This window comes from Paenirhizobium selenitireducens ATCC BAA-1503, assembly GCF_000518785.1.
Taxonomy (GTDB): domain Bacteria; phylum Pseudomonadota; class Alphaproteobacteria; order Rhizobiales; family Rhizobiaceae; genus Allorhizobium; species Allorhizobium selenitireducens.
Genome location: NZ_JAEG01000001.1, coordinates 604,968 through 627,395, shown reverse-complemented (window position 1 = coordinate 627,395; position 22,428 = coordinate 604,968). Strand labels below are relative to the sequence as shown.

General features: G+C 65.2%; 19 protein-coding genes and 1 other RNA gene. 13 read left to right on the top strand and 7 right to left on the bottom strand.

Annotated features, from left to right (window positions below; translation table 11 throughout):
* Positions 1–87 precede the first annotated feature (87 nt).
* Genes L867_RS0103095 through L867_RS0103085 form a run of 3 tightly spaced genes read left to right on the top strand, consistent with a single transcriptional unit; the run spans position 88 to position 5,292 of the window.
* Positions 88–1,332 (top strand): efflux RND transporter periplasmic adaptor subunit, encoded by a 1,245-nt coding sequence (locus L867_RS0103095; RefSeq protein WP_028735522.1) that lies wholly within the window; start codon positions 88–90, stop codon positions 1,330–1,332.
* Positions 1,329–4,505, top strand: a complete 3,177-nt coding sequence (locus L867_RS24455) for an efflux RND transporter permease subunit (protein WP_084638431.1) — start codon at positions 1,329–1,331, stop codon at positions 4,503–4,505. The genes L867_RS0103095 and L867_RS24455 overlap by 4 nt, the downstream gene beginning before the upstream one ends.
* A gap of 40 nt (positions 4,506–4,545) precedes the next feature.
* Positions 4,546–5,292: a dienelactone hydrolase family protein gene (locus L867_RS0103085; RefSeq protein WP_028735521.1), complete on the top strand. Its 747-nt coding sequence runs from the start codon at positions 4,546–4,548 to the stop codon at positions 5,290–5,292.
* 10 nt (positions 5,293–5,302) lie between these two features.
* Here L867_RS0103085 and L867_RS0103080 read toward each other — a convergent pair whose 3' ends face one another.
* A complete protein-coding gene (locus tag L867_RS0103080; RefSeq protein ID WP_084638430.1) occupies positions 5,303–6,265 on the bottom strand; it encodes an alpha/beta fold hydrolase in 963 nt (320 codons plus the stop codon).
* Between the two features lie 175 nt (positions 6,266–6,440).
* Between L867_RS0103080 and L867_RS0103075 the strand changes: the two genes are divergently transcribed.
* The 3 genes from L867_RS0103075 to L867_RS26295 all read left to right on the top strand — a co-directional run bounded on the left by L867_RS0103075 (position 6,441) and on the right by L867_RS26295 (position 13,461).
* Positions 6,441–7,850, top strand: coding sequence for an FAD-binding oxidoreductase (locus tag L867_RS0103075; protein WP_028735519.1), 1,410 nt, complete (start codon positions 6,441–6,443; stop codon positions 7,848–7,850).
* A gap of 74 nt (positions 7,851–7,924) precedes the next feature.
* On the top strand, positions 7,925–11,650 hold the full coding sequence (locus tag L867_RS0103070; RefSeq protein ID WP_028735518.1) for an AsmA family protein: 3,726 nt from the start codon (positions 7,925–7,927) through the stop codon (positions 11,648–11,650).
* Positions 11,651–11,754: 104 nt separating this feature from the next.
* Positions 11,755–13,461, top strand: a complete 1,707-nt coding sequence (locus tag L867_RS26295) for a hypothetical protein (protein WP_051438783.1) — start codon at positions 11,755–11,757, stop codon at positions 13,459–13,461.
* A 51-nt stretch (positions 13,462–13,512) separates the two neighbouring features.
* On the opposite strand, the gene L867_RS0103060 is transcribed toward L867_RS26295, so the two are convergent.
* From L867_RS0103060 to L867_RS0103040, 6 genes are all read right to left on the bottom strand, one after another.
* Complete coding sequence (locus L867_RS0103060) at positions 13,513–13,896, bottom strand: hypothetical protein (protein WP_028735517.1); 384 nt, start codon at positions 13,894–13,896, stop codon at positions 13,513–13,515.
* Positions 13,897–14,079: 183 nt separating this feature from the next.
* Positions 14,080–14,304 (bottom strand): ribbon-helix-helix domain-containing protein, encoded by a 225-nt coding sequence (locus L867_RS0103055; RefSeq protein ID WP_028735516.1) that lies wholly within the window; start codon positions 14,302–14,304, stop codon positions 14,080–14,082.
* 94 nt (positions 14,305–14,398) lie between these two features.
* Positions 14,399–14,590 carry a DUF4169 family protein gene (locus L867_RS0103050; protein ID WP_028735515.1) on the bottom strand — a complete coding sequence of 64 codons (192 nt, stop codon included), beginning with the start codon at positions 14,588–14,590 and terminating at the stop codon, positions 14,399–14,401.
* Positions 14,591–14,649: 59 nt separating this feature from the next.
* Entirely contained in the window at positions 14,650–15,159 is a 510-nt protein-coding gene (locus tag L867_RS0103045; protein WP_028735514.1) for an SspB family protein, read from the bottom strand.
* A 142-nt stretch (positions 15,160–15,301) separates the two neighbouring features.
* Positions 15,302–15,670, bottom strand: a transfer-messenger RNA (tmRNA) gene (ssrA, locus tag L867_RS26690).
* A 20-nt stretch (positions 15,671–15,690) separates the two neighbouring features.
* Positions 15,691–16,407: an AprI/Inh family metalloprotease inhibitor gene (locus L867_RS0103040; RefSeq protein ID WP_028735513.1), complete on the bottom strand. Its 717-nt coding sequence runs from the start codon at positions 16,405–16,407 to the stop codon at positions 15,691–15,693.
* 211 nt (positions 16,408–16,618) lie between these two features.
* Between L867_RS0103040 and L867_RS0103035 the strand changes: the two genes are divergently transcribed.
* From L867_RS0103035 to L867_RS0103005, 7 genes are all read left to right on the top strand, one after another.
* Complete coding sequence (locus tag L867_RS0103035) at positions 16,619–16,927, top strand: DUF2853 family protein (RefSeq protein ID WP_028735512.1); 309 nt, start codon at positions 16,619–16,621, stop codon at positions 16,925–16,927.
* An 87-nt stretch (positions 16,928–17,014) separates the two neighbouring features.
* Positions 17,015–17,809 carry a thymidylate synthase gene (locus L867_RS0103030; RefSeq protein ID WP_028735511.1) on the top strand — a complete coding sequence of 265 codons (795 nt, stop codon included), beginning with the start codon at positions 17,015–17,017 and terminating at the stop codon, positions 17,807–17,809.
* 32 nt (positions 17,810–17,841) lie between these two features.
* Positions 17,842–18,366 carry a dihydrofolate reductase gene (locus L867_RS0103025; protein ID WP_028735510.1) on the top strand — a complete coding sequence of 175 codons (525 nt, stop codon included), beginning with the start codon at positions 17,842–17,844 and terminating at the stop codon, positions 18,364–18,366.
* 146 nt (positions 18,367–18,512) lie between these two features.
* The gene (hflK, locus tag L867_RS0103020; protein WP_028735509.1) at positions 18,513–19,628 is read left to right on the top strand and encodes an FtsH protease activity modulator HflK; all 1,116 of its coding nucleotides are present in this window, start codon (positions 18,513–18,515) and stop codon (positions 19,626–19,628) included.
* A gap of 2 nt (positions 19,629–19,630) precedes the next feature.
* Positions 19,631–20,545: a protease modulator HflC gene (gene hflC, locus L867_RS0103015; protein ID WP_037172367.1), complete on the top strand. Its 915-nt coding sequence runs from the start codon at positions 19,631–19,633 to the stop codon at positions 20,543–20,545.
* 8 nt (positions 20,546–20,553) lie between these two features.
* Positions 20,554–20,739 (top strand): DUF2065 domain-containing protein, encoded by a 186-nt coding sequence (locus L867_RS0103010; protein WP_028735507.1) that lies wholly within the window; start codon positions 20,554–20,556, stop codon positions 20,737–20,739.
* 100 nt (positions 20,740–20,839) lie between these two features.
* Positions 20,840–22,393 (top strand): Do family serine endopeptidase, encoded by a 1,554-nt coding sequence (locus L867_RS0103005; protein ID WP_051438782.1) that lies wholly within the window; start codon positions 20,840–20,842, stop codon positions 22,391–22,393.
* The last annotated feature ends 35 nt before the right edge of the window (positions 22,394–22,428 follow it).

Sequence of the window (22,428 nt, the reverse complement as noted above, 5' to 3'; positions counted from 1 at the left end):
CGGCAATGAAGATCGCGCAGTTCGCCTGATGCTGGCCTTGCGTGCCCACGGGGCGCGCGGCGGATGCGGCACAGGCCGGAGTTCCCCATGGCATTTTGGAAGCAGTTGACCCTCAGTCTCGCGGCGATCGCCGCCGGCATTTTCCTGTGGGTCTGGTTCGTGCCCGGCGCCGACGGCGTGCTGCGGCGGATCGGCGTGCCCGAAAGCGTGGTTGCGCTCGTCGCACCGGCGGCGGAAGAGGCGGGCGAGGCCGCAGGGAACGGCCAGGCGCGGCAGGGCCAGGGTGCACAGGGGCAAGGAGCCGGACAGGGCGTCGCGCAGGGCCAGGGCGGCAACCGCCGCGGGGCAGGGGCACAGCCGCTCGTGGTCGTGCGGCCGGTCGAGGTGGGCACGGTCAACGACCGGCTTTCGGCGCTCGGCACCGGCGATGCCATCCAGTCGGTCACCGTCATGCCGCAGGTCTCGGGCATGCTGGCCGAGATCGCCATCAAGTCCGGCGACCGGATCGCCAAGGGCCAGGTGATCGCCCGGCTGGAAAACGAGGAGCAGCGCATCGCCCGCGATCAGGCGCAGGTGGCGCTGAAGAGCGCGACCGAGAAGAACCAGCTCTATGCGAACCTGAAATCCGCTGTGTCCCGCATCGATGCCTTCGATGCGGCGATCGCGCTCGAAGGGGCGAAGCTCGCGCTTTCCTCGGCCGAACTGGAACTGAAGCGGCGCGAGATCGTCGCGCCGATCGGCGGCGTCGCCGGCATCGTCACCGTCAATCCGGGCGACAATGTCACCACCTCGACGGCGATCGCCACGGTCGACGACCGCTCCGAACTGCTGATCGACTTCTGGGTGCCCGAACGTTTCGCCCCGATCATCAAGGTCGGCCAGCCGCTGACGGCGACCGCGGTGGCGCGTCAGGGCAAGCTCTACGAGGGCAGCGTGGCGGCGGTCGACAACCGCATCGACGAGGCGAGCCGCACGCTGCGCATTCGCGCCAAGATCGCCAACGAGAACGACGACCTGCGCGCCGGCATGGCCTTTACCGTGGCGATGAGCTTTGACGGCGAGCGCTTTCCCGCCGTCGATCCGCTGTCGGTGCAGTGGGACAGCAACGGGTCCTTCGTCTGGCGCGTGACCGACGGCAAGGCCGAGAAGGTGCCGGTGCGGATCGTCCAGCGCAATCCGGACACCGTGCTGGTCGAGGCCGAGCTTGCCGAAGGCGACCGGGTGGTGACCGAGGGCGTGCAGCGCGTGCGCGCCGGCCGGGCCGTCCAGGTGATCGGCGACGAAGCCGGCGCGAAGCCCGCCGACGGCGAAAAACCGGTGGCAAGCCGATGAGCGGGGACAGGGATTTGAGCGACGGCAAGAACGGCGACGGCGAGGTACACGGCGCTGCTGCGGGCGCGGCGCCCGACAAGCAGACCGGTTTCACCGCGCTCTTCATCCGCCGGCCGATCTTTGCGGCGGTGTCCAATGCGCTGATGGTGGTGGCCGGGCTTGCCGCCTTCTACGGTATCGAGGTGCGCGAACTGCCCGACGTCGACCGGCCGGTGATCACGGTTCGGACCTCGTTTGACGGGGCCTCGCCGCAGACCATCGACCAGCAGCTGACGACAGTGGTGGAAGGGGCCGTGGCGCGCGTCGCCGGGCTCAAGTCCATGTCGTCGACCTCGTCCTTCGGATCGAGCCGCGTGACGCTCGAATTCTCCGACACGACGGACCTCAATGTCGCGGCGAGCGACGTGCGCGATGCCATTTCGCGGGTGTCGAACAGCCTGCCGGACGATGCCGACGAACCGCGCATCGTCAAGGCGGATTCCGACAGCGACCCGATCATGCGGCTGGCGGTGACCTCCGACCGGATGAACCTCGAAGACCTGACGCTGCTGGTCGACAACGAGATCGCTGACCGGCTGGCCTCGGTCGACGGCGTGGCCGACATCGAACTCTATGGCGACCAGGACAAGATCTTCCGCGTCGACGTCGACCAGGCAGCGCTGGCGAGCCGGGGGCTGACGGTTGCGACGCTCACCTCGGCCCTATCCAACATCGCCTTCGACGTTCCGGCCGGCTCGATCACGTCGTCGACGCAGGACATCGTGGTGCGCGCCACCGCCGACCTGAAGACGCCGGAGGATTTCACCCGGTTGCTCATCGGCGACAATGTGCGGCTCGGCGACGTGGCGACCGTGACCTTCGGGCCGGACCTGTCGTCCACGGCGTTGCGCTCGAACGGCAAGGCCGGGATCGGCATGGGCATCATCCGCCAGGCGCAGTCGAATACGCTGAGCATTTCCAATGGCGTCAAGGCCATGGTCGAGCGCCTGCAGGCGGAACTGCCTGAAGGCACCGAGATCCGCATCACCAGCGACGACGCCGTCTTCATCCGCGGCTCGATCGACGAGGTGGTCAACGCGCTCATCCTCGCCGCCGTGATCGTCATCGGCATCATCTTCCTCTTCCTGCGCGACTGGCGCGCCACGATTATTCCGGCGGTCACCATGCCGGTTTCGCTGATCGGCACGGTGGCGGCCGTCTATCTGGTCGGGTTCTCGATCAACATCCTGACGCTGCTCGCCATCGTGCTGGCGACCGGTCTCGTCGTCGACGACGCGATCGTGGTGCTGGAGAACATCGTACGCCGGCGCAGCCAGGGGCTCGGACCCCGGGCCGCGGCCGTGCTCGGCACGCGCGAGGTGTTCTTCGCTGTCATCGCCACCACCGCGACGCTTGCCGCCGTGTTCATTCCGCTTTCCTTCCTGCCGGGCCAGGTCGGCGGGCTGTTCCGCGAATTCGGCTTCGTCCTGGCCTTCTCGGTGACGCTGTCGTCGATCGTCGCGCTGACACTTTGCCCGATGCTCGCCTCGCGCATGCTGACGGCGCACGCAATCGAGCATAATAGCGGGCCGCTGGCCCGCTTCGGCGACGCGTTTTCGCGCTTCTATCGCCGGAGCCTCAGCGCCTGCCTCAATGCGCCGATCGTCGTCGTTTCCGTCTGCTTCGCCTTCTCGCTCGTCGCCTTCGCCGCCTTCTCGCTGATCACCAGTGAACTCACGCCGCGCGAGGACCGCTCGGCGGTGATGGTGCGCGTCTCGGCGCCGCAAGGGGTGAGCCTCGATTACATGCAGGACCAGATGCAGCGGATCGAGGAGGCGATGAAACCGCTGCGCGACAGCGGCGAGGTCGCCAACCTGTTTTCGATCTCCGGATTCGGCAGCAACAAGAACAGCGGCTTCATGGTGCTGACCCTTGCCCCCTGGGGGGAGCGTGAGCGCAGCCAGGACGCGATCGTCCAGGACGTGACGCGGATCGCGTCCGGCATTCCGGGCGTAAACGCCTTTGCCATGCAGCCGAACAGCCTGAGAATCCGCGGCGGCGGCAGCGGGTTGCAGTTCGCGCTCGTCGGTTCGAGCCATGAACAGCTGACCCAGGCGGCGATCAAGCTGGTGGGGGATCTGGAGGCCGACGGCAGCTTCGACAATCCGCGCCTGTCGAACGACATCAGCCAGGCCCAGCTCGGGGTGTCGATCGATCGCGAGCGGGCCGCCGATCTCGGTATCGACATCACCGGGCTTGCCCAGGCACTGCAATCGCTGCTGGACGGCCGCTCGATCGGCGACGTCTATGTCGATGGCGAGGCCTATCCGGTCAAGCTGGCGTCGACGACACGGCCGATCGACGATCCGACCGATCTCGAGAACATCTTCCTGAAGACCGCGGACGGCAAGACCGTGCCGATGTCGGTGATCGCCAGCCTGGAGGAGAAGGCGGTGGCGCCGTCGCTGGCGCGCGAACAGCAGCTCGCCGCCGTGCAGATTACCGCCGGTCTCGGACCCGGGCTGTCGCTCGGCGCGGCGCTGGAAAAGGCGACTGAACTCGCCGGGCCGCATCTGCCGCCGGGTGCGCGGCTTCTGCCGCTCGCAGAAGCGGCGACGCTCAGCGAAAACAGCGGCGGCATGGGCTCGACCTTCGGCTTTGCCATCGTCATCATCTTCCTGGTGTTGGCGGCGCAGTTCGAGAGCGTGCTGTCGTCGATCATCATCATGGCGACGGTGCCGCTGGGGCTCGCCTGCGCGGTTTTCGCGCTGCTGCTGACCGGCACGAGCCTCAACGTCTACAGTCAGATCGGCCTCGTCATGCTGGTCGGCATCATGGCGAAGAACGGCATCCTGATCGTCGAATTCGCCAACCAGTTGCGCGATCGCGGGCAGGGGGTGCGCGAAGCCATCGAGAACGCTGCCAATCTGCGTCTTCGCCCGGTGATGATGACGATGATCGCCACGATCCTCGGCGGCGTACCGCTGGTGCTGGCCCATGGGGCAGGTGCCGAGGCGCGCATCGCGCTCGGCTGGGTGATCGTCGGCGGGCTCGGCTTCGCCACGGTCGTCACGCTCTACGTGACGCCGCTCGCCTATCTGGGACTTGCGCGCTTCTCCAAGCCGCATGCCGACGAGGAGGCGCGGCTGCACAAGGAAATGCAGGTCGCCGCGGCGATCGAGGCGGCCGAGTGATCCGCTTCGCCGCCTGGCCGAAAGACGGGAGGAACGGTCCATGAGCAAACGCGAGATCGCCATCAAGACCGGGGACGGCGCGGCGAAGGCCGGGCTGTTTCTGCCCGATGCCGCAAGCCCGGCGATCATTCGCCCGGGCGTGGTGCTCTACATGGATGCCTTCGGGCCCAGGCCGGCGCTTGACGGGATGGCCGAGCGGCTGGCGGGCGAGGGTTATGTCGTGCTGGTGCCGGACCTGTTTTACCGCTTCGGCGCCTATGGTCCGTTCGATGCGAAGACCGCGTTCAGGCAGGACGCGAGCGCCAAGCAACTGCGGGCGATGATCGACGGCACGAGCCAGGCGATGACGGCGGCCGATACGGCGTATTTCCTCGACGCGCTGACGGAAGCCGGCGCCGACGGTTCGGCCGGCGTGGTCGGCTATTGCATGGGCGGTTCGCGGGCGCTTTCGGCGGCAGCGGCCTATCCGGAGCGGATCGCGGCGGCCGCGAGCTTCCACGGCGGCAATCTGGCGAGCGACAAGCCGGACAGCCCGCACCTGAAAGCCGCTTCCATCAAGGCGCGCGTGCATATCGGCTCGGCCGGCGTCGACGGGTCGTTCACGCCGGAGCAGGCGGCACGTCTCGTCGAGGCGTTTCGTCTGGCCGAGGTGGATTTTCTGTTGGAGAACTATGTCGGCATGGCGCATGGCTGGTGTGTGCCAGACCATAGCGTCTACGACGAGGCTGGTGCCGAGCGGCACTGGCGGCGGTTGACCACCTTCCTTGCCGAGACGCTCAAGGCGTGATCGCCCGGCGTCAGCTGCCTTCGGCGCCCGGACCGACCACGACGAAGACATTGCCGGCGGGTTCGGGCCGCAGGTAGTCGTTCTTCAGGGCGGGGGTGCCGTTCTTCAGGATGTCGGCGAAGATCTGGTCGATCGCTTCGCTGCGCTGGCCGGAGACGAAGAAATAGTGGCGCCAGCTTTCCGGGTCGAGCAGGATGTAGTTCGCATTCTGCGCCAGCGGTTCGGCCGAGCCGTCGAGATTGGTGAGCGTCCTGCCGAGCCGTGCGGTGTTGTACATGCGCGTGGTCACCTGCAGGGCCGGATCGTCCGCGTTGACGAAGACGAAGATCTCGTCGGCAAAGCCGAGTTTCTCCATCCACAGCCGGTGATCGGGCAGCGCCGTTTCCGGGACGGCGAGGAGGATGCGTTTGACCAGACCGGCTGGCAGGTCGGGAGCCGCCTCGGCCAGATGGCGGAAGACCTCGCCGGCCATCGAATGGCCGACGATCATCACTTGGCGATCCGCCAGCGGCAGGTCCGGGCCGCGCAGTTCGGCCACTTTCTCAAGCAGGACGATCAGCCGTTCGCTCGCCGCCTTGGCGTTCAGCACGGGAAATTCGGTCATCGAGATCCAGGACGGCCAGTTGAACATCAACACATCGGCGTCCGCTCCCTTTGCCAATTCGCCCATCGTATAGAGACCGAATTCGCCGTCCGGATCGGGGCCGAAGCCGTGGACGAACAGCACCAGCGGGCGCGGCGTGCCATCGGCGGAGGGCTTGAAGCTTGACAGCGCGCCTTCGAGATCGCCGAGCGCAAAGCGCTTGCCGTCGGGCGTGACGAGGCCGAAACTCTCCTCGGTGATGTCACCGGCGGTCGCCGTCTGGGGCTTGAGAATCATCGTCACCATGGCAGCGTAATTCCACCAGACATAACCGCTGGCGGCACCGAGGAGGACAAGGACGATGGCGAGGCTTTTGAGGAGAGTTCTCATGAAGCCATCTAACGCATCGCCATTTCGCACCGCAATGCTTTCGCCACGCCGATTTGTGCATTACCGTCGACGGGCATGGTCTCGGCACTGGACAAGCGGGAGCGACTTGGCCCATAGCTCGGTCCTGTTTTGGTGAGCATACTGCCGAGATGGCAGAGCGGGGGAGACGGTTCGCATGGCCTTGAAGGATGTCGTCGCAGGGGTTCGCAACGAGGAGGGGATCACGGCCGTGCTCGGCATCCTCAAGCAGGGCTTCGGAGAGCGTTTCCAGACCGGCCAGTCCTTCCGCGAGCAGCACAGCCACACGACCTCCTATCTCCCGGCCCAGCTGCCCGACGGCGTTGTCTTCGTCGAGACGAGCGACGATGTGAAGACGGTGGTGAAGACCTGTGCGGCGCACAAGGTGCCGATGATCCCGTTCGGCACGGGCTCCTCGCTCGAGGGTCATATCAATGCGCCGAGCGGCGGCATTTCGGTCGATTTCACCCGGATGAACAAGGTGCTGTCGGTCAATGCAGAAGACCTCGACTGCACCGTGGAGCCCGGCATCACCCGCGAAGAGCTCAACACCTATCTGCGCGACACCGGGCTGTTCTTCCCGATCGATCCCGGCGCCAATGCCTCGATTGGCGGCATGGCCTCGACGCGCGCCTCGGGCACCAATGCGGTCCGCTACGGCACGATGAAGGACAATGTGCTGGCGCTCACCGTGGTCACCGCCGACGGCGAGGAGATCCGGACGGCGCAGCGCGCCCGCAAGTCGTCGGCCGGCTATGACCTGACGCGGCTGTTCGTCGGGGCCGAGGGTACGCTCGGCATCATCACCTCGATCACGCTGAAGCTGCAGGGCATTCCGGCCAAGATCTCCGGCGGTGTCTGTGCCTTTCCGAGCCTCAAGGCGGCCTGCGACACCGTGATCATGACCATCCAGATGGGCATTCCGGTCGCCCGCATCGAGCTTCTGGACGAGATGCAGATGAAGGCGGTCAACGCCTATTCCAAGCTCTCCTATCCGGAAAAGCCGACGCTGTTCGTCGAATTCCACGGCACCGAGGAGACGGTCGAACTGCAGGCCGAGCAGTTTCGGGAAATCGCCGCGGAGTTCGGTTCGGACGAATTCCACTATACCGCCAATGCCGAGGAGAGGGCGCAGCTCTGGAAGGCGCGCCACAATGCCTATTGGGCCGGCCGGGCGCTGGCGCCGGAACTCAACGGACTGTCGACCGACGTCTGCGTGCCGATCTCCAGGCTTGCCGATTGCGTCGCCGAGACCCAGGCAGACATTCGCGAGACCGGGCTTCTTGCGCCGATCGTCGGCCATGCCGGCGACGGCAATTTCCACGTGCTGATGCTGTTCGACGACAAGAACCCGGCGGATCTCGCCAAGTCGGAGGCGTTCATGGCGCGGCTCAACGCCCGGGCGCTTGCCATGGAGGGCACCTGCACCGGCGAGCACGGCGTCGGTCAGGGCAAGATGAGCTATCTCGAGCTGGAACTGGGCTCGGCCATCCCGCTGATGCGTTCGATCAAGAAAAGCCTCGATCCGGACAATATCTTCAATCCCGGCAAGATCTTCCGTATGTGAAGAGGGCTCCTCGCGGCTTGCCCCCGCCGGGAATTGCATTACCTTTGCGCCGGAAGTGATGGGAGTCGAAAGACGTGCTCGGACGCATACTGGTTTTCCTCGGCGGGGTGTTGGTCGTGGCGCTGTTCGGAGCGCTGCTGGCGCCGCTGTTCGTCGACTGGACCGATTTCCGCAAGGATTTCGAGAGCCAGGCAAGCCGCGTGCTGGGCAAGAAGGTCACGGTGCTCGGCGAGGTCGAGGCACGCCTGCTGCCGTTCCCCTCGGTCACCTTGCATGACGTGACGGTCGGTGCCGACCAGGACGGCAGGCCGCTCGTGCATGTGGCGCGCTTTTCCATGGACGCGGAGCTTGCGCCGCTTCTCTCCGGCGAGGCGCGCATCTTCGACATGCGCATCGAGGAACCGAAGGCCCGGATCCGGCTTGCCGCCGACGGCACGCTCGACTGGCTGCGCGGCAGCAGCGCCGATATACCCGCTCGCACGGTGGTGCTGGAAAAGGTTCGCATCGTCGGCGGCGAGATCGATTTCATCGACGACCAGACCGGCCGCACCCGCAAGCTCACCGGGCTTGATGCCGACATGTCGGCGCGATCGCTGGCCGGTCCGTGGTCGGTCGATGGCAAGGCGGCGCTCGACGGGGAGCCCGGCCATTTCTTCCTTTCCAGCCTGCAGCCCGAGGTCGGTGTCGATGCCATCTCGCTGAAGCTGAGGCTGCAGCCAGATGCTCGGCCCTTCGATATCGAACTCGACGGCAATCTGAGCCTCAAGGCGGGCAAGCCCAATTATCAGGGCCATTTCCAGGCGGTGTGGAAGGGCATGCAGACCGCCAAGGCCGATCCGAAGACGCCGCAGCCGCGTGCCAAGGGCGATTTCGAGCTCACCAACGAGCGGATCGCGGTGAAGTCCTATCGCTTTGAACTGGGCGAGGTGGCCGATCCTTACGTCGTCACCGGCGAGGCCAAGCTCGACACTGGCGCCAATCCGGAATTCCTGCTGACGGCGGAGGGCCAGCAGGTCGACGTCAACCGGCTCGCCAATGACAGCGCCAAGGGCAAGACCGGGCGCAACGCAGCCGGCTCGGTGCGCGAGCGCCTCGACCTTTTGATCGCCATGGCGAGCGAGATCCCCATTCCCAACCTGCCGGGCAAGGCGAGCCTGAGGCTGCCGGCGATCGTCGCTGGCGATACGGTGCTGCGCGACGTCACCCTCGACGTGCGGCCCGACGGACGTGGCTGGAATGTGGAGCGCGCCGTCGTGGTGCTGCCCGGACGCACACAGGTGGAGGCCAAGGGGCGTCTGGTGCTCGGCACCGCGCCCTCGTTCAGCGGCGACCTGCTGGTCGCCTCGACCCAGCCCTCCGGTCTGTCCACCTGGATTTCGGGCAGCGTCGATCCTGCCATCCGCCAATTGAAGTCCATGGGTTTTTCCGCTGCCGTCAACCTGACGCCGCAGATCCAGCGCTTCGAGAAACTGGAACTGGCGATCGGGCCGGCGCAACTCAACGGCCGGCTGGAGCGCCAGTCGCTCGACAAGGAGGCGGCGACGCTGTCGATCGACCTCACCGGCAACGAGATCGACCTTGATGCGGCGCGCGCCGTCGCAGGTCTCATCGTCGGCGAGGAGGCGGACCGTGGGCTGCTCGCCGAGCGGATCGCCACGCGCCTCAAGGTCGGCCGGCTCACGGGCTACGGCATGGAGGCCGGCGAGGTCGAGACGGTGTTCACCTATGACGGCACGGGCGTCGTAATCGACCGGCTGAACATCGGCGATCTGGCCGGGGCGACGCTGAAAGCGAGCGGCACGGTCAAGGGGCCGGTAACATCGCCCTCGGGCAAGGCGCAGGTGGCCTTGTCCGCGGTTGATCCTGGGCCGTTCTTCGCGCTCATTGCCGAGCGTCTTCCCGCCCATCCGCTTGCCGCGCGGCTGGTTAAAAGCGCCTCCTGGTATGGCAACAGCAATCTGACGGCCAGTCTGGTCTTCGGCGAGGCTGCGGGCGGCGGCATGGCCGTCAAGGTCGCCGGCACGTCGAATGGCAGCCGTATCGCCCTTGACTACGGGGTCGATGACCTGGCCAAGCTCACCGGCGATGCGAAGGTGAACCTTGCCGCGACGCTGGAAAACCCGCAGGCGCAGATTCTCCTGGGCCAAGCTGGGCTCGACCCGTTGCCGATCGGCGGAGGCGAGGGCGGGCGGCTGCAGTTCAGCGTCGACGGCGCCGGCAATGAACCGGCCGATGCGACGCTGACCTTTGCCGCGGGGCGCACCACGCTTTCGGCGCGCGGCAAGATCGGGCTCGCGGCGGCGGGCTTCCCGAAGGGGAGCGGCACGATCAAGCTCGAGAGCCCCGATCTCGAACCCTATCTGATGATGACCGGCGTCCTGCTGCCCCAGGGCGGGGCGGGGCTGCCGGCGCGGCTCGGTGCCGAACTGGCGCTGGGCGACGGCAAGGCGCAGATCTCCGCGATCGATGCCGAGGCCGCCGGCAACCGTATCACCGGGACGCTCTCCGTCGACTGGAACGGCGCCGTTCCCAAGGTCGGCGGCGAACTCGCGCTCGACAGCGTCGATCTCGCCTGGCTGGCGGAAGGCGTGCTGGGGCCCGTGACCGATCCCGGTACGGGTGCCGTCTCGGCGTCGCCGCTGCCGAAGCCGCGCAGCGATTTCGATTTCAACCTGGCCTTCACCGCCAAGAGCTTCTCGCCGGGCGTGTTTACGCCGATCGCCGGTTTCTCCGGCAAGCTCAATGGTGCCGGCGGACAGTTGACGCTCGAGGATGCGGCCGGGCAATGGCTCGGCGGCACGATGAGCGGCCGGCTGATGGTGGCCAACACCGACGGCAACGGCTTCTATCAGGGGCGGATCTCGCTGCGCCAGGCGGACCTCACGGCCGTCGAGAAGGCGCTGGGCCGGGTGGACGAGACGGGCGTGCTGGAGGGCAAGTTCGATCTCGACCTCGTGGCCGAGGCGACGGGCGCCAGCGTCAGCGGCCTGCTGGAGGCGACCAATGGTTCCGGCACGGCCAAGGTTGCGGCGCTCACCGTGCATCGCCTCGACAGCAGGCTCCTGCCGAAGATCCTGCCGGAGGCCGATGCGATCGAGGGGGAGGTCACCGCCGACAAGGTGCAGGGCCTTGCCGAGCGCCTGCTCGGCGGCGCGTCCAGCGCCTTTGCCAATGTCGAGGTTCCGTTCAACATCACCGACGGGGTGTTGCGCGTCACGACGCTGTCGCTGGCCAACGAGGCGGCGAAACTGGATGGTTCGGCGCGGGTCGATCTTGCCGAGCGCCGGACGGAAGCCGACATCCGCATGGCCTTCGCGGCGGGCGACGACGCGCTGGCCGGTGCGGAGCCGGGTGTCCGGCTGTTGCTGTCCGGCGATGTCACAGGCCCCGAACGCAAGCTGGACGTCGGCGACCTGGCCAACTTCCTGTCGCAGCGCGCCTTCGAGCGCGAGCGCCGTCGGGTCGAGACGCTGCAGTCCAACGTGCTCGAGAAGCAGAGACTGCGCCGCGAGGCGGCCCTTTATCGCTACCGCGCCGAGGAACGCGCCAAGGCTGAGGCCGAGCGGGCAAGGATTGCCGAGGAGGCAAGGCTTGCCGAGGAGGCACGGCTGAAGGCCGAGGCCGAGCGGCGGGCGGTGGAGGAAGAGGCACGCCGCAAGGCTGCCGAAGCGGCCGAACAGGCTCCGCCGCCGATCGGCGATGCGGAGGCGCCGCAACTGCTGGTGCCGCCCGGCGAGGGCGTCACCCGCGGCGGCGCTCTGCCGCCGCTGCAGTTCGAAGGCCTGCCGGGCGTCAACTAAAGGCTGAATGCTGCGACCGCACGTCCGCTTGCCTGTCGCCGGGTCGAGGCCTAGGCTGGACTTGGCCGCTGCTCGGGAGCCGGCGGGGCAAGGGGGGCTTGAGTATGTTTCGCACGGTTTTCACGTATGTTTTCCTGCTTGTTCTGGCCGGCGCTGCCGGCCCGGCGGTTTCGGAGGAGCGATATCAGCCGTTCGCCGAGAATCGCGGCTGGACGGTGGCCTATGACCGCCAGGACAAGGTCTGCATCGCCTCGCCGAAGGGTGGCAAGGGCGGGCTGTTCTTCGTGCGGCCGAACAGCAAGGACGTGGTCGTGCTGATCGCCAGCAGCAAGCTCGGCTGGCTGACCAACGAGGAAGACTACGACGTCGTCGTCCATACCGATCGGCGCAAATGGACCGGCACCATGCGGGCGAATGTCACCAATGGATCCGGCGGGCTCTACCTGACCAATCCCCATGCGAGCTTCATGGCCGCGCTGCGCGATGCCGGGCGGATGACGCTGAGCCTCGACAATGTCAGCTACGGCCCGTTCTCGCTGTCCGGCTCCAACGATACGCTGAAGCAGATCGCCGACTGCGCCCGGGCGCTCGATCGCGGCGATTTCGGCCCGACCAAGACGGAGGAAACGAGCGAAGCGCAGGAGGTGACGATCGGCTCCGGCATGATGGTCGACTGGACGCGCGCCGATTTCGGCAAGACCTATAGCGGCGAGGACTGGACGTTGACGCTGAGCGGCGAGGAGAATGACGAGGGTACGGCGACGGCCGTGCTCACGGTTCGCCACAAGGAGAAGGGCGAGACGGTGATCCGGCTGGAGACCGGCCCGGACGAGATGGCGCGCGGCCAGATCGGCATCTATCCGCTGCAATGGGCGCAGCCGGGCGTGGTGTTTTCCTCGTTCAGCGGCGGAGCGCATTGCTGCACGGCGGTGGCGCTTGCCCATGCGAGCGACGACGCGGTCAAGACCGTCGAGCTTGGCACGTTCGACGGTTTCGGGGTCGTTCCGGCCGATCTCGACGAGGACGGCAATGTCGAATTCGACCTGCGCGACGATCGCTTCCTCTACGCCTTCTCGAGCTATGCCGAATCGGTGCCGCCGGTGAAGATCATGGGCTTGCGCGACGGCGAGGCGAGGGACGTGACGCGCGAGGATGCCTTCAGGCCCGTGGTCGAACGGCGGCTGACTGCGTCGATGCGCGCCTGTTTCGAACAGTCGACGGCCGGCGTGTGCGCCGGGGCGCTCGGCAATGCGGCGCTGCTCGGCTACTATCCTGCGGCGCTCGAACTGATGGCGCTGGAGGAGATCGACAAGCAGATGGAGGATTATTTCCTCGATTGCGACGACACCACGGCCTGCAAGGGCAAGAAGCGCTTCGAGGATTTCGCCGAGGCGGCCGGCTGGCGGCTCGGTAACTGGGGCTATGAGACCAGCGCCGTGCTCGACGACAAGGTGACCGCTTTCGTTGCCGAACTGGCCAGGGCGAAGGACGGCTTTGCAGTCGAGAACGCCGAACCGGACACGGAATATTCCTGCGACATGGGGCCGCTGACCTTCGAATATGATGCGGGCAAGGGCAAGGCGCTGGTCCGGGGCTATGAGTACGGCTGCAATTTCGGCGCTGCGTCGATGCTCAAGGAAAGCCTTGTGGTTGACCTTTTGTGTTCAGGCGAGGCCGACTTCTGGCTGGACCGCCATGTCTACGAGCGGGACGGCGAGGGGCTGATGTCGCTTTCGGCCACCGGTGCCCTCGACGCCGACGGCGCGACTCGCTTCAAGCCGTGTCCGGCCAAGGTCGACGCGAAGCCATAAAGAAGGCGGCCTTGGCGGCCGCCTTCCATCGTTCGTCAATGGAGTTTTCGCTCAGACGTAGGCGTAGCGCTCGCCGAACGGCGTCTCTTCGTCGTAGTTGGTGCTGCCGATCTTGTCGCTTTCGCCCGACAGGAGGGCAGGCTTGGCCTGCTCGGCGGTGGGCGTTTTCGCGGTGGTCTTGGCGGCGTTCTCGGCGGCCTCCATCTGCGCCTGCTGGGCTTCGAGCTTGGCCAGCGAGGCGCGCAGGTCGGTCAGTTCGTCGTTGATCTCCGACTCCTCGTCGTCGGTTTCGGCGCTTTCCAGTTCCTCTTCCTTCGAGGTGATCTGGCTTTCGAGCTTGGCGATCGACGACTTCAGCGAGGCGCTGGAGGAACTGGCCTGGTCGAGGGCGGTGGTGGATGTGGTGGCCGAGGTAGAGGAAATTGCGGTTACCATGTTTGAATCCTCAAGAAAAAGGAGCTTTGTGAAATCACGTTTACACGGTTGTATCGATGGGCAATTACGCGCAACTGAGCCTTAAAATACGAGGGCATCGACGCAATTATCGTTGGACAATCCCAGACTAGGACGAACCCCTTAATAAATTGTTTAGTTGTATAATGTTTCGCGCGCTGCTCGTTACGGTTCACGCCGCGCTGCTGCCTTGAGGTGGGCGAGGACATAAAGCCGGGCGGCTGAGGAGAGGTTTGTGCGCGGGTCGCGGTTTTCGTCGACTTCAACGACGAGGGCGGCAAGCGGGATCTGGCGCTGCTCGGCGATGGTGTTCAGCTCGTCCCAGAATTCCTCTTCCAGCGAAAAACTGGTTCGGTGGCCGTGCAGGGTGATCGAGTGCTTGCGGATCATCGCGGCTCGGGCTCCGACATTGATTCAAGTGCCTGACAAGGTGAGTCCGGAAAACCGCACAGGTGCTTGATCGGGAATCGTTTTTGCCGGTCGACTATTCGTCTTCCAACCTGTCGAGGCGGCCCTGGTCGAGCGTCTTTTCGGCCTTGGCGTTGCGCGCGTCCGTCAGGTTCCTCTCGGCCTTGCTGCGGCCGAAGGTCAGGCGGTTCTGTTCCGCCTGCTTTTCCTTTTGCGTGCGGGTCTTGGCCTTGCGAAACTGGCGGAGATTGACGACGTCTGCGCTCATGCCTCTCATCCCGGAACGGAGCGCGCCATCGGGCGACGGCGCGCGGATCTTCTCGGAGATTACTGCTTCTTGCGGAACGCGTCGAGCGAGACGACGGAGCCCGGCTTCTTCTCTTCGTCGCCAGCCTTGGGCTCGGACTGGTCCTCGGTCCGTTCGATAGCCGAAACCGGGTAGGCGGTGATCTCCGCGCTTTCCTCGTCTTCGTCCGCCAGCGGCACGTCGAATTCGAGTTCGAAGTTGACGGAGGGGTCGTAGAAGCCGCGGATGGCGTTGAACGGGATGACCAGCTTTTCCGGGGTGTCGGAGAAGGAAAGCCCGATCTCGAACAGGCTGTCGGTGACCTTCAGCTCCCAGAACTGGTGCTGGACGACGATGGTCATCTGCTCGGCATATTTGGCCTTCAGGTGCTGCGAGATGCGCACACCCGGCGCGCCGGTCAGGAAGGTGATGAAGAAATGGTGGTCACCCGGAAGACGGCCGGTGGCTGCGACTTCGGTCAATACCTTGCGGATGACGCCGCGCAGCGCGTCCTGAGCCAGAATGTCGTAGCGAATATGGTCGTTCCCCATATGATCCTGTCTTTCTCTTGCTTGGCGTCTTCGCGCGGCTATATGCCACGACGCCGCATCCGGGGAAAGCCCCCCGTCACCCGAGTCATAACAATGCATATTACACGATTTGAAAAGCGGAGGGTAGGCAAAGGGGAGGGAAGGTGAAGGCTTCTGTTGCCAGGTGCCTTCGGACCCCGCCTCAAGGGGCTAACCTTGAGGGCTTAGTTCGGATTTCCCGCACCGCCATTAGGCAGCGAGAGCATAACCCTTAGCGTTGTTGTCGTTTGCAACTACACTTGTGACCCGATAACGGCGGTATCATGCCGAGCAAAAGTTCGATCTTTACACCCTTGTCGATCCTATTTCGCCCCCATCAAAAGCCGGTCTTCGAAGACCGACCGGTTTTTGGTGGAGGCGCCGGGTACCGCCCCCGGGTCCAATAGGCTTATTACACCGACCGTTTATCGCCATATCCGGAGCAAGCCCCGGCAAGGGAGATATAGGTGTTTCATCCACCGATGAAAAGGGCAAACCGCAAGGAAGTTTTCGTCAGCAGCGATTGACGAAGCCGACATAGTCGCTGCCCTTCTTCTCGTAGTACTTCAGGATGAAGCCGCGGGTCGCGCCGCCGTCCATTGGGATCTCGCAGCGAACGCCCCATCTGGTGTCGAAGCAGGCGTTGACGATGATGCACTGGCCGGCCTTCACCTGGCCGACGACCTGGCTTTCGAGGCTGCGTTCGCGGCGGATGTTCATCAGGCCGGTGATCATCACCCGGACCGGATGCGGCCCGCGCGGCGCGACCGTGTCCTCGGGGCCTACACACTTGCCGGTGTCCTCGCGGATATAGCAGGGGTTTGCGCCGCCGCCCGGCGCCGGCTGTGCAGCATCCGTGCGCTGGCCGCCGGCCGGTCGCATGACGACCAGTGAACCGTCGGCGAGCCGGCCGTTCATGATGCCGCGCGCCGGTGCGAAGCTCGCAATCGGGCGGCCATCAATCCCGATCAGGATAAAACCGTTGCGCTCGGGCGCCCAGCCGTTGACGAAGGCGAGCGGCCCCATGCACAGGATGGAGCGGGCGGCGAGGCGTCCGGCGAAGCTATGGCTTTGCAGCTCGATCTGGCATTTTCCAACGGGTCCGCCGGCTTCGACATTCCACAGGCCGACGAGATGATGGGGTGCACCCGACTGGGCGCGGGCGGCAACCGGCGCATTGGCCATGGAAAGCGCCGCCAGCAGCGCCAGGATCAACCTTTGGAATGCCATTCAGATATGCCTCCATTTGTCCGGGGCGACCGTGTGTGCCGAACCGCTTTCATCGCCGGATTCTTGCCGAAACTCAATTGGCGCCGGCGAATTTTGCACCATGACCGGCCGGGTGAAGCCTGGCCGCTTGACGGTCACACGCGGTTCTCACATTCTGCTTATCAAGCGGGCGCGCATGAGACGCCCGCGTTCAAGCGAAAGGAAGAAGGCCATGACGGACTATCTCGCAGATGTGAAGCTTTACGATGCCGGCGCCGACGAAGCGGTGGTCAACAAGATTGTGCGCCATCTTGGCATTGCCCTTCGCAATCGCGATTCCTCGCTGGTGTCCGCGTCGGACCCGGAAGAACTGGCCCGCGTCAAGGAGAAGTGGTGCGGCAAGAAGCTCGGCGTGACGGGCGACGCCGCCGACAAGGCCGTCGATGCTGTCTGCGTGGCAATGAAGGGCAACAACGCCAAGTCGCGGGTGACCTTCTACTATCTGGTCGCCAAGGAACTCGGCAAACTGGGCGACCTCTGACGTCAATCTTGGAAAACCGGCGGGGCCGCTTGGTTCCGCCGCTCGGGAACGCTACATTGCCGCCGAACAGGAATCGGCGGCAAAACCATGAAGCAGTATCTCGACCTCTTGCGCCACGTGGTGGACACCGGCTCCGACCGGGGCGACCGCACCGGCACGGGCACGCGCTCGGTGTTCGGCTACCAGATGCGCTTCGATCTTTCCCAAGGTTTTCCGGTCACCACGACCAAGAAGCTGCATCTGCGCTCGATCATCCATGAACTCCTGTGGTTCCTGAAGGGCGATACCAATATCGCCTATCTCAAGGAGCATGGTGTCAGCATCTGGGACGAGTGGGCCGACGAGAACGGCGATCTCGGCCCGGTCTACGGCGCGCAGTGGCGCTCCTGGCCCGACGGCAAGGGCGGGCATATCGACCAGATCGCCAATCTGGTGACGAGCATCAAGACGAACCCCAATTCGCGCCGCCATATCGTTTCCGCCTGGAACCCGGCGGAAGTCGACGAGATGGCGCTGCCGCCCTGTCACTGCCTGTTCCAGTTCTATGTCGCCGACGGCAGACTGTCCTGCCAGCTCTACCAGCGCTCGGCCGACATCTTCCTCGGCGTGCCCTTCAACATCGCCTCCTATGCGCTGCTGACGATGATGGTGGCGCAGGTGACGGATCTCGAGCCTGGCGACTTCGTTCACACGTTCGGCGATGCGCATCTCTACGCCAATCATTTCGAGCAGGCCAAGCTGCAGCTTTCGCGGGCGCCGAAGGCATTGCCGACGATGCGGATCAATCCGCAGGTGCGCGACCTGTTTGCCTTTCAATTCGAGGACTTCAGCCTCGAGGGCTATGAAGCCGATTCCAGCATCAAGGCGCCGATCGCCGTCTGATGGCGGTGGATGGTTTCCCCGAAAGGCAGGCCATGTCTGACCCGAAGATCGTAATCGTTGTCGCCATGGCGGAGAATGGCGTGATCGGCCGCGACGGCGACATGCCGTGGAAGCTGTCGACCGACCTCAAGCGGTTCAAGGCGCTGACGCTCGGCAAGCCGCTGCTGATGGGGCGCAAGACCTTCGAATCCGTCGGCGGCAAACCTTTGCCCGGCCGGCCGCATGTGATCGTCAGCCGCGGGCCGGCGATCGAGATGCCGGGCGTCGAGACGGCGGGCAGCCTGGAAGAGGGGATTTCTCGGGCGAAGGCGATCGCGGTCACCTCGGGCGTCGATGCGGTCTGTATTGCCGGCGGCGGCGAGATCTACCGGCAGGCCCTGCCGCTTTGCGACGAACTGCACGTCACGCATGTCGAAGCCGTGATCGACGGCGACACGGTGTTTCCGGCGATCGATCCGGCGGTCTTCGAGAAAATCGAGGAAACGCACGTGCCGGCCGGGGAAAAGGACAATTACCCGACGCGCTACGCCGTCTATCGCCGCAGGCCTGCGGCATAACGCACTATTTTCCGTATCTCTCGAAGAAGTTAGGTGCTTTCCGTTGAAAGCATCGGTGCCGATACCTATAACGGGACTAACGTCCGCGAGGGGCCGCAAGGCAGCCGCGCAGGCATCGGGAGAGAATTCAAAGCTAAGAGGTATGAATGCCCTGGAGCAATCAGAACGGCGGCGGCCCATGGGGCGGCGGCGGCGGCGATAACAAGGGCCCTTGGGGGCAGGGGCCGAACCGGCCGCGCGGCGGCGGTGGCGGCAACACGCCCCCGGATCTCGAAGATCTGATCCGGCGCGGTCAGGACCGGCTGAAGAACATCGTTCCCGGCGGGTTCAATGGCGGCGTCATCGCTGTGCTGGTCCTCGTCCTTGCGGCCTTCTGGCTGGTTCAGGCGATCTACACCGTCCAGCCGGACGAGCGCGGCGTCGAGCTGCGCTTCGGCAAGCCGACCGAAGACATTTCCATGCCGGGCCTGCACTTCCATCTGTGGCCGCTCGAAACCGTCGAGATCACCAAGGTGACCGAGCAGCAGCAGAACATCGGCGCCAAGGCTTCGACCTCGTCGAACGCCGGCCTGATGCTGTCGGGCGACCAGAACATCGTCAACGTGCAGTTCTCGGTGCTGTTCACGGTCAGCGATCCGAAGGCCTTCCTGTTCAACCTCGAAAGCCCGCAGCTGACGCTGCAGCAGGTCGCCGAAAGCGCGATGCGCGAAGTGGTCGGCCGCCGTCCGGCCCAGGACATCTTCCGCGACGCCCGTCAGCAGATCGCTGCGGACGTCAAGGCGATCATGCAGGGCACGATGGACAATTACGGCGCCGGCATTTCGATCAATGCGGTTGCCATCGAGGATGCGGCCCCGCCGCGCGAAGTGGCCGATGCCTTCGACGAAGTGCAGCGTGCCGAGCAGGACGAGGACCGTTTCGTCGAGGAAGCCAACAAGTATGCCAACCAGCAGCTTGGTCAGGCCCGCGGTCAGGCCGCGCAGATCCGCGAAGAGGCAGCCGCCTACAAGGATCGGGTCGTCAAGGAGGCCGAGGGTGAAGCCCAGCGTTTCGTCGACATCTATGACGAATACAGCAAGGCGCCGGACGTGACCCGCAAGCGCCTCTATCTCGAAACCATGGAGCAGGTTCTGAAGAACTCGAACAAGGTCATCATCGGCGAGAACCAGCAGGGCGTCGTTCCCTACCTGCCGCTCAATGAAATCGGCCGCATGGGCCAGACCCCGACGCAGCCCCAGACCCAGACGCAGGGAGGCAATTGATCATGTCCAATCGTCTCGCTTATGTCCTGATCGGGCTCGCCGCCGTGCTGCTGCTCGTCTACTCCTCGGTCTTCGTCGTCAACGAACGCCAGCAGGCGATCGTCGTGCGCTTCGGCCAGATCCAGGCCGTCCACAAGGAGCCGGGCCTCTACTTCAAGCTGCCCTTCGCCTTCGCCGACGCCGACCGCGTCCAGTATGTCGAGGATCAGGCGCTCCGCTTCGACCTCGACAACATCCGCGTCCAGGTCTCCGGCGGCAAGTTCTATGAAGTCGATGCCTTCGTGGTCTACAAGATCACTGATGCACGCCGCTTCCGCGAAACGGTTTCCGGCGACCGGGAATCGGCTGAATCGCGACTGCGCACCCGCCTCGACGCTTCGCTGCGTCGCGTCTACGGTCTGCGCGGCTTCGAGGCGGCGCTCTCCGACGCGCGTTCGTCGATGATGCAGGAAGTGCGCGAAGACCTCAGGGTCGATGCCGAATCGCTCGGCGTCACCATTTCCGACGTGCGCATCCGCCGCACCGACCTGACCCAGGAAGTCTCGCAGCAGACCTTCGACCGGATGAAGGCCGAACGTCTGGCCGAGGCCGAACTGATCCGCGCCCGCGGTAACGAAGAAGGCCAGCGCCGCCGTGCGATCGCCGACCGCCAGGTCGTCGAGCTGCAGGCGGAAGCCCAGCGCGATTCGGAAATCCTGCGCGGTCAGGGCGATGCCGAACGCAACCGGGTCTTCGGCGAAGCCTTCGGCCGTGACGAGCAGTTCTTCGAGTTCTATCGCTCGATGCGGGCCTATTCCGGAGCGCTGAGCGGTACCGGAACGACGATGGTGCTGTCGCCGAATTCGGAGTTCTTCCGTTATTTCAACGACTCCGAGGGTACACCGGCGGCCCCGGCCGTACCGGCCACCGGTAACTGACGGTGACCATGGCGGATCTGCTCGCAGGTTTTGCCTTTTTCCTGATCATCGAGGGGCTGGTCTATGCACTGGCCCCTCGATTTCTTGTGCAGATGGCACGCCTGCTTCCGTCCATTCCGCCGGAGCAGTTGCGGCTTGCGGGCCTGATCTCCGTGACCTGCGGCGTCGGGCTCGTCTGGCTGGTCCGCGGCTAGCTCCGGCTGATCCCGCGCTCCGGTGAAATTGATTTCCCCTTTCATCTTTCCGCCTTATGCTGCGGCCAAAAAAGACGCCTGTTCGCGAGAGGAAGACCGCATGACCCTGACCGCCGCCAAGTCCCGCACGCTCATTCCGGCTCTGCTGCTCGGGACGGCCTTGGCTTTCGGTTCGCTCGGTGCGGCGCGTCCGGCGCTGGCGCAGGGACCGGAATCGGTCGCCGACTTGGCGCAGGGCCTGCTCGGGGCCGTCGTCAATATTTCCACCTCGCAGAGCGTCAAGGAAGAGGGCGAGGGGCCGGTGCAGCAGGTGCCGGAAGGCTCGCCCTTCCAGGAGCTGTTCGAGGATTTTTTCAAGAACCGCGGCAAGGATGGCGGCAATAACAAGGTCAACTCGCTCGGCTCCGGTTTCGTCATCGACCCGGCGGGTTTCGTCGTCACCAACAATCACGTGATCGAGGGTGCCGACGACATCGAGGTGATCTTCCCGGACGGTTCGAAGCTCAAGGCCAAGCTGGTCGGCACCGACACGAAGACCGACCTTTCTGTGCTGAAGGTCGAATCGCCAGCGCCGCTGACCGCCGTGAAGTTCGGCGATTCGCGCAAGATGCGCATCGGCGACTGGGTGATGGCGATCGGCAATCCCTTCGGGCTCGGCGGCTCGGTCACCGTCGGCATCATCTCGGCGAGCGGCCGCAACATCAATGCCGGCCCTTATGACAATTTCATCCAGACCGACGCGGCGATCAACAAGGGCAATTCCGGTGGCCCGCTGTTCAACATGAGCGGCGAGGTGATCGGCATCAACACGGCGATCATCTCGCCGAGCGGCGGATCGATCGGCATCGGCTTCGCGGTACCCACCGAACTTGCGGAAAACGTCGTCAAGCAGCTGATCGAATTCGGCGAGACGCGTCGCGGCTGGCTCGGCGTGCGCATCCAGCCGGTTTCCGACGAAGTGGCCGAGAGCCTGAAGATCGGCAAGGCGCGGGGCGCGCTGGTGAGCGGGCTGGTCAAGGGCGGGCCGGTCGAGAATGGCCCGATCCGGGTCGGCGACGTGATCGTCGGCTTCGATGGCAAGGGCGTCGACGACACCCGCGACCTGGTGCGGATCGTCGCCGAGAGCGCCGTCGGCGCCGAGGTCGAGGTGAAGATCCTGCGCAACGGCAAGGAACAGGACCTCAAGGTCAAGCTTGGGCAGCTCGATGACGAGCAGGCGGCTGATGCATCGGCGCAGCCGGGCACGACGCCGGAGGACGGCGACCTGCCGCAGGACGACGGCGAGGAGATCGCGCCCGGCGACGAGGGTGGTGAACAACAGTCGCCGTCGGCGCCGGATGGGCAGCTGCCGGCCGTGCTTGGCGCAATCGGCCTCGAACTCGGCACGCTCGACGACGCCGCGCGCAAGACCTACGCGATCGCCGAGAGCGTCGAAGGTGTGGTGATCACGGCCGTCAAGCCGGGTTCGCCGGCGGCCGAAAAGGGTCTTGAGCCCGGCCAGGTGATCGTCGAGGTGGCCCAGGAATTCGTCGAGACGCCGGAGGATGTCGGCCAGACGCTGAGCGCGCTCAAGAACGAGGGCCGGCGCAACGCCTATGTGATGATCGCCGACGCCGAGGGCAATCTGCGCCACGTCGCCATTCCGCTCGAATAGTCCCGGAGCTTCAGGCATCCATTGGGGCGGCGGTC